Origin of the sequence: Aquiflexum sp. (assembly GCF_041749095.1) — a bacterium.
In the GTDB taxonomy this organism is placed as follows: domain Bacteria; phylum Bacteroidota; class Bacteroidia; order Cytophagales; family Cyclobacteriaceae; genus Aquiflexum.
Genome location: NZ_JBGTCA010000378.1, coordinates 1 through 6,311, shown reverse-complemented (window position 1 = coordinate 6,311; position 6,311 = coordinate 1). Strand labels below are relative to the sequence as shown.

Genomic DNA, 6,311 nt, shown 5'->3' with positions numbered 1-6,311 from the left:
TTTTGAACCTATTCCATGTTATCAACCCTCACATCAACTTCCCCTCGGTAAAGGTTTTATGATCTTTCATAAATTCCCTTATCTGCCCGCATGGTGGTACTTATATTTCCATATTTGTCAATGAAATTAAAGGATATTATTTTATTGTCGCTTTCAGCAGCCTTGGTGATAGTCGGGACCCACTTGACCATGACTTCAGGAGTGACCACTTCTTATCCGGTGTTCATGTTTGCGGTGGCTTTGCTTTTCTGGTACCGATATAGAAAAAATGACCAATTGGTAAAAGAAAATAATCAAACAGATCAAAAGAAACCATTGGAAAATCGAAAAAGAAGAAAGTAATGGAAAGTCAATATCTCATTTACGTTATCATCACCCTTCTCTTTTCTGGATTTTTCTCAGGCCTCGAAATTGCCTTTATTTCTGCCAACAGGCTTCATATAGAACTTCAAAACAAACAGGGGATGCTTTCAGGCAGGATCCTGTCCAATTTTGTCCAAAGTCCCGGGCAATTTATAGGCACTACCTTGATTGGCAATACCATAGCTTTGGTGCTTTACGGAATTTTTATGGCCAACTTACTGGAACCTTGGATCAGTGGCTGGCTTCCTACTGGATTTGACAATCAACTTTGGGTTTTGACAATTCAAACTGTTATTTCAACTTTAATAGTATTGGTAACAGCTGAGTTTCTGCCCAAAAGTATTTTCATGCTTAACCCTAACAGTCTGCTTTCGGCCTTTTCGGTTCCATTTCAGGTCATCTATATTCTGATGTATCCAATTGTTTGGCTGGTGGTGGGACTTTCAAGGTTTTTTATCACCAAAGTTTTGGGGCTTGAATACAGCGAGGACAAACCTGTTTTTAAAATCACAGACCTGAACAGTTTTATCCAGAACAACATGCACCACAGCAGACAGGATGTCAAAGTGGAGGTCGATTCTAAAATCTTTGACAATGCGGTGGAATTCAAGACCATCAAGGTAAGGGAGTGTATGGTGCCCCGTACAGATATAGCCGCTGTGGATATTGAAGACAGTATGGAGGATTTGAAACAGGTATTTGCTGAAAGCGGTCATTCCAAAATCATTGTCTATAATGATTCCATTGACGATGTCATCGGCTATTGCCACCAATTGGAGCTTTTCAAAAAACCTAAAAAAATATCCGATATCCTGACCCCAATTATTATTGTACCCGAATCCGCTCTTGCCAATGAACTGTTGATTCAATTTATAAAAGAAAGAAAAAGCCTTGCGCTGGTAGTTGATGAGTTTGGAGGTACTAGTGGGATAGTGAGTATGGAAGATATCATCGAGGAAATTTTCGGGGAAATTGAAGATGAATATGACAGCTATGATCTGATTGAGCAAAAATTGTCTGAAACTGAATATTTGCTCAGTGCCAGACATGAGATCGATTATTTAAATGAAAAATATGGATGGGAAATTCCATATGGTGATTTTGAAACTTTGGCCGGATTTATCCTTTCATTGACAGAAGATATTCCCCAAAAAGGGGAGTCTATTACTTTTGAGGGCTATACGTTTGTTATAGTTTCAAAACAGGAACACCGCTTGGAAACTGTCAAAATCAAAATTCACCATGGTGCAGAATCATCCAAGTAATTTATTGGCAAAGATAATATTTTGAATTTACACGCAGATTGAATTATTTTGCTGCACTTCAACAAACAGAAGAATGGCTTTAATTAAAAAAATCAGACAGAGAACAGGTCTTGCAATCGGTGTAATTGCAGTGGGATTGATATTTTTCCTCGTTGGAGGTGATATTTTAAGTCCTAACTCAACCCTTTTGGGCGGTGGATCAAACACAGTAGGTGAGATTGCAGGTGAAGATATTACCTATGAGGAATACATCCAAAAAATCGAAGAAACCAAATTTTCATTCCAACAGAATTCAGGTAGAACCCCATCCGAAGCTGAGATGAACTCCATCCGTGAACAGGCTTGGAGGGCATTGATCGTTGACAAGGTATTTGACAAACAATATGAAGCTCTTGGCCTGACCGTTTCGGATGCCGAATTGGTGGACCTTGTTCAGGGAAAAAATATCATTGCCGAATTAAGACAACAGTTGACCAATCCGGAAACAGGAGAGTTTGACAGAACACAATTGGTGTCCTTTTTACAATCACTTGATGATGCAGGACCGGAGCAAAGGGCTTTTTGGGCACAGCAGGAAAGGATGTTTGCAAATGCAAGATTGAGGGTCAAATATGACAACCTCTTGTCCACCTCTGATTATGCCAATTCAGCAGAAGGCAGATTGGAACACAAAATGGCAAATTCCATTGCGGACGTTGATCATTTATTCATTCCTTTTTATGCAGTCTCTGATACTTCAATAAAGGTTTCCGACAGTGAACTGAACAGTTATATCAGTAAAAACAAAGATAAGTTCAAGGTTTCCAATGCTGTGGACCTGGACTACATCAGCTTCGACCTACATCCCAGCAGTGAGGATTCTGCAGCTGTTATCAGCGAGATAAGAAAGCTGACTGAAGAATTAAGGGAAAGTACATCGGACTCAGTATTTGCAATCAGAAATTCTGAAGGTTTACGTCCATTTGCTTCTTTTGGTCCAGGTGATGTTTTACCGGAAACGTTAGTCTCCAATGCGGGTGACTTTGAAGTAGGTGAAACTTATGGCCCATTCCTAACCGGAAGGTCAAGCTATGTCACCCATAAAGTTAGCGCAAAAATCGATGGTACTCCCAAAATGAGGGCAGCCCATATTCTTTTTGGGACTCAGGGACTTGAAGGTTCAGCCAAAGAAGAAGTCAGAAGAACTGCACAGGATGTATTGAAAGAAATCCAGGGAGGTCTCACTTTCGCATCAGCGGCTGCCCAATACGGGCAGGATGGTACTGCCCAAAGAGGTGGTGACCTGGGATGGTTTGCCAAAGCGGATTTTGTGGAAGAATTTGCAGAAGCTTCATTTGCTGAAAAGAAGACAGGTTTGATCAACAGGTTGGTAGAAACTGAATATGGATTCCATATCATCAGCGTTACAGAACTTCCCCAGACAGAAACCTATAAAATCGCAACCATTGAGTTGGAATTAGGTCCAAGTGATGCTACGAGAAATGATGTTTTCCGTAAGGCGGATTACTTTGGAGCCAACACCGGTAATGCCAAGGAATTTGCTGCAAATGCGGAAAAAGAAGGCTACAGAATCATACAAGCTAATAATGTGGATGCATTTGCCAGAAACCTCAATAACCTTCCAAATGCCAGAGAGGTAATCAGATGGGCATTCAATGATGCTTCGGAAGGAAAAGTTTCAGAAGTATTTGAATTGGACAACGCCTATATTGTAGCTACGCTTAAGAAAAAATATGAAGAAGGGACAGCTTCTTTGGATCAGGTGAGACAGCAGGTTTTGACAGAAGTAAGGAACGAAAAGAAAGCTGAAATCATCAAAGATAGAATCAAAGACAAAAACAGTCTGGAGGAGATGCAGTCAGTATTTTCAGATGAAGCTTCTTTGGATAACACTGCAGATCTTAGGATGAGTGCTTCGGTATTACCGGGAGTGGGATTTGCACCAAAGGCAGTTGGGGCAGCGTTCGGCCTGAAGAATCCAGGAGATATCAGTAAACCCATCCATGAGGATGTCGGTATCATTGTATTGAAATTGAATTCAATCACACCTGCCACTGAAATTGCTGACTATAACAGTTATCAAAGTCAATTGACCATCAATGCTTCCCAAAGAACAGGATACATGATCATGATGGCTTTGGAAGATCTGGCCAATGTAAAAGATTACAGGTATAAGTTTTTCTAAAACACCATAAGCAAAAAAAACCCGTGGATTGATCCACGGGTTTTTTTATGCCCAAGGATTTTATTTTTAATGTCTCGTGTTAATCCTTTAAATTAGTAGAAATGAAACACGCATTCAACAGAGAGTCATTTAAGGAAAAACTTGAAGCCCAAAACTCTTTTCCCAGCTTATATATGTTTAAGTTTATAGTTCCAAATGGAAGGGAAAAAGAGGTGGCAGCATTATTGCCCAATAATAAAATGACCTTGAAAACTTCTTCAAAAGGCAAATATGTTTCAGCCACCATCAAGGCCCTGATGCCCAATAGTGATGCGATCCTTGATGTATATGAAAAAGCAGCCAAAATTGAAGGAGTGATTTCATTATAACAAAAGACTATGTGGACAGAAGAAAACAACAAACTAAAAAAGGAATTTAAATTCAAGGATTTTCAGGAGGCTTTTGCATTTATGACAAGGGTCGCATTTCTGGCAGAAGCCCAAGGCCATCATCCGAATTGGAGCAATGTTTACAATACGGTGACCATTGAACTGACGACCCACGATGCCGGAAACAAAGTGACCCAAAAAGATAAAGACCTTGCAAGCGCCATTGACAAAATCTGAAATATCAGAGGAGAATCCTGTACAACTGTACCTGGTCCCAACACCTATCGGTAACCTGAAGGACATTACCCTCAGGGCCATTGAAGTGTTGAAGTCAGTGGATGTGATACTGGCGGAAGATACACGCACCACAGGTAAGCTCTTGAAACATTATGAAATACAACGGCCATTGCAGAGTTACCATATTTTCAATGAACACAAGACAGTCGAAAAACTGATTGAACGGTTAAAAAAGGGAGAGGTGATGGCCCTGGTCAGTGATGCAGGTACCCCGGCGGTTTCAGATCCGGGTTTTTTATTGGTACGGGCTGCCAAAGATGCAGGCATTGAGGTGAACTGTTTGCCCGGCGCAACCGCATTTGTACCCGCCTTGGTCAATTCCGGTTTACCAAATGACCGATTTACCTTTGAAGGGTTTCTTCCACATAAGAAGGGCAGGAAAACAAGGATTGAGGCATTGTTGGAAGAACCCCGGACGATGATATTTTATGAATCTCCACATCGATTGATGAAGACCCTCGAGCAGTTTGCTGAAGCATTTGGAAAAGAGCGGATGGCCAGTGTATCAAGGGAGTTGACAAAACTATATGAAGAAAATGTCAGGGGGACATTGGAGGAACTGATAGCCTATTACCAAGAAAACCCGATTAAGGGTGAAATTGTGATAGTAGTGCAGGGGGCGGGGAGGTAGTAGGCAGTGTTCAGTGTTCAGTAGGCAGTGGGCAGTTCAGTGAGCGGTGTTCAGTAGGCTGTTGGCAGTGTTCAATAGGCAGTGTTCAGAGTTCAGTTGGTATTAGACAGTGTGCAATTCCCAGAGCCAACTGCTTACCGAGACTTCCCGCGACGACTGCCTACTGCGACTTATCACTGCGGTTGCTTACTGCAAACTGTGACTGCCCACTGCCTACTACGACTGCCAACAGCCAACTGCGGTTGCATACTGCAAACTGCCCACTGCGGTTGCAAACTACCACTGAACACTGCCTACTGCAAACTGTGACTAATATTATCCTAACCGTAAAAAAACTATCTTGAAATGATTGATTTATTAAAAATATTGAACCAGACCAAAGTAGTGGCAGAAGAAGCCGGAGCTTTTATCAGAAAAGAAAGACAATTTTTTGACGTCAAAAATGTGGAAGAGAAAGGGTTGAATGACCTTGTTTCGTATGTGGACAAGCAGGCTGAATTGATGATTGTTGAAAAACTCTCTGAAATTCTTCCTGAAGCAGATTTTATAACCGAAGAAGGTACCGGTCAGACAGATGGGAAAGCTTACACTTGGATCATTGATCCGCTTGACGGTACCACTAATTTTATACATGGCCTGCCTATTTTTTCAGTCAGTATTGGTTTGAGGCATTTGGATGAAATTGTGATCGGAGTTGTCTATGAAATCAACTTTCACGAATGTTTTTACGCCATGAAAGGTCACGGTGCTTTTTGTAACGGCAAGCCAATCAAGGTGAGCAGTGTAAAAAGTCTAAGTGAAAGTCTGATAGCAACCGGATTTCCATACAGTGCATTTTCCCGGATTGACGCCTATATGGATGTATTAAAAGAACTGATGAGGAAGTGTCATGGAGTCAGAAGATTGGGGAGTGCTGCGATTGACTTATGTTATGTAGCCTGTGGCCGGGTAGAAGGATTTTTTGAATATGATCTCAAACCTTATGATGTTGCAGCCGGTGCATTGATTGTAAAGGAAGCGGGTGGAGCGGTCAATGATTTTCGCCAAGGTGACAATTATCTCTTCGGAAAAGAAATACTCGCCACAAATGGATATATTCATGAGGAGTTTGACATGCTGCTGCAGGAAGTTTGGAGAGAATAATCCTGTTTTAATATCCTATTTATATTGATTACGTTATTGTACTGATTGATTTTAGAAAA

General features: G+C 41.2%; 7 protein-coding genes. All 7 read left to right on the top strand.

All coding sequences use genetic code 11. The features are described from left to right. Window positions 1-120: 120 nt before the first annotated feature. The 7 genes from ACEW8O_RS17260 (at window position 121) to ACEW8O_RS17230 (ending at window position 6,252) form a co-directional block, all read left to right on the top strand. Window positions 121-342 (top strand): hypothetical protein, encoded by a 222-nt coding sequence (locus ACEW8O_RS17260; protein WP_373495872.1) that lies wholly within the window; start codon window positions 121-123, stop codon window positions 340-342. Further along, window positions 342-1,628 (top strand): hemolysin family protein, encoded by a 1,287-nt coding sequence (locus ACEW8O_RS17255; protein WP_373495871.1) that lies wholly within the window; start codon window positions 342-344, stop codon window positions 1,626-1,628. Before ACEW8O_RS17260 ends, ACEW8O_RS17255 begins: the two co-directional genes overlap by 1 nt. Window positions 1,629-1,701: 73 nt before the next feature. Further along, complete coding sequence (locus ACEW8O_RS17250) at window positions 1,702-3,813, top strand: SurA N-terminal domain-containing protein (protein ID WP_373495870.1); 2,112 nt, start codon at window positions 1,702-1,704, stop codon at window positions 3,811-3,813. Between the two features lie 101 nt (window positions 3,814-3,914). Then, window positions 3,915-4,181 carry a DUF493 family protein gene (locus ACEW8O_RS17245; RefSeq protein WP_373495869.1) on the top strand — a complete coding sequence of 89 codons (267 nt, stop codon included), beginning with the start codon at window positions 3,915-3,917 and terminating at the stop codon, window positions 4,179-4,181. Between the two features lie 9 nt (window positions 4,182-4,190). Continuing rightward, window positions 4,191-4,418: a 4a-hydroxytetrahydrobiopterin dehydratase gene (locus tag ACEW8O_RS17240; protein WP_373495868.1), complete on the top strand. Its 228-nt coding sequence runs from the start codon at window positions 4,191-4,193 to the stop codon at window positions 4,416-4,418. Further along, window positions 4,393-5,109 (top strand): 16S rRNA (cytidine(1402)-2'-O)-methyltransferase, encoded by a 717-nt coding sequence (gene rsmI / locus ACEW8O_RS17235; protein WP_373495867.1) that lies wholly within the window; start codon window positions 4,393-4,395, stop codon window positions 5,107-5,109. Before ACEW8O_RS17240 ends, rsmI begins: the two co-directional genes overlap by 26 nt. A gap of 345 nt (window positions 5,110-5,454) precedes the next feature. Then, window positions 5,455-6,252 (top strand): inositol monophosphatase family protein, encoded by a 798-nt coding sequence (locus ACEW8O_RS17230; protein WP_373495866.1) that lies wholly within the window; start codon window positions 5,455-5,457, stop codon window positions 6,250-6,252. Window positions 6,253-6,311: the final 59 nt, after the last annotated feature.